Here is a 1,328-nt window from a genome sequence, read left to right on the forward strand (position 1 = left end):
GGACCCTTCCCGCATTCGCCAACAAAGGCTACGAACTCCCCCTCTGGCAACAGCCCGCGAGTGAAGAACCGGTCAACCCTTCGCTGACCGACTACGAAGCCATGGCCGTCTGGGACGCGATCCTCAAATCCGTGCGCATCCGCTTCGGTGCGGTCGCGCCCAAGCCGGACCCTTGGGCCACCGACCGCGGACCCACCGCGGAAGAAGCGGCTGAAAGCAAACGCATCCTCGACGAGTTCATCGCCAGCTTCGAGAAGCCCAAGCCGGGGCCTTGGGAGGAGAAGTAATGGGTGTGCGTCAGCTTTTTCTCGCAGGCCTGGTGCTGGCTTCATTCGCCGGCTGCGCCACCTTCAAACAACCCAGCGAACAGGAGAAACACAACGTGAGCGAAATGACTACCCACATGCGCACCTGGGCGCTGGGCCGCGGCTTGATCGACTTGCCCGCCAACTGGACGGGGGGCGGCGATGTCAAGTTGTACTACGGGCTGGGTGCCGATCACTCATCGGTTGAAGTGCGGGTATTGGGGGAGGGCGTGACACAGGAGCGGTTTGATGCAGCGCTGGATGAGCGGGCGCGTCGAATTGCGGCGGTCAAAAACGATGAAATGAACGATATACCGATGCTGGTTTCAGCAAGGCGTGAAACTTTGCAGAAAATATCGCTGCAGTATTTCGGGAGCACTGAAGTACCAGACACATTTGTCCACGAACTCCACCTGTTGGTTGATGACGCCTACGTCATGCTCCGCGCCGAATCTTATAATGGTAATACAGCCCCCGTGGAGGCGAGACTTCTAAAACTATCCAAAGAAATTTTCAAGGTCAGCGTTCCCGAGAACGCAGGCGCGGGCTTCGCCTTGGGTCCCATCGTGATTCAAAGTCATCACGATCAGGAAATCGCCAGTTTCTACTTTCAACCCCCAGCTTCGGACGTGTCGTTGGAGATTTATGTCAACGCGTTATCGGCGAGCCAAACGAAAAGCATAAAGATTCGGACCGAAGAAGGTGCAAGGATTTTCCTTGCTGGCGATTATGAAAACCTGCGGGCGAGAAAAGTTACGTTGGCGGGGATGCCGGCGGAAGAATCCTTGATCGGCTTCAGTGACAACACTCACCGTCAAATACTTTTCGGGTGTGAGAACTATCGCGAAAATCCTTCCTTGAGCCGCCCAAGCATGAATTTCCGTTTGTCGGCAGGTGGCATGAAAGCAGGCCCCATTGACCCCAATGAACCAGAAGACCTGGTGCGCTGGACCCTTCCCGCATTCGCCAACAAAGGCTACGAACTCCCCCTCTGGCAACAGCCCGCGAGTGAAGAACCGGTCA

At 56.5% G+C, this 1,328-nt stretch carries 2 protein-coding genes; both read left to right on the forward strand.

All coding sequences use genetic code 11. From position 1 onward, the window contains the following. On the forward strand, positions 1-287 hold a 287-nt coding region (locus tag EIY72_RS11525), incomplete at its 5' end, for a T6SS immunity protein Tli4 family protein (RefSeq protein ID WP_243701729.1). Continuing rightward, on the forward strand, positions 287-1,328 hold a 1,042-nt coding region (locus EIY72_RS11530), incomplete at its 3' end, for a T6SS immunity protein Tli4 family protein (protein ID WP_132680129.1). The genes EIY72_RS11525 and EIY72_RS11530, both read left to right, overlap by 1 nt.

The organism is Pseudomonas vancouverensis (assembly GCF_004348895.1).
GTDB classification, from domain to species: domain Bacteria; phylum Pseudomonadota; class Gammaproteobacteria; order Pseudomonadales; family Pseudomonadaceae; genus Aquipseudomonas; species Aquipseudomonas vancouverensis.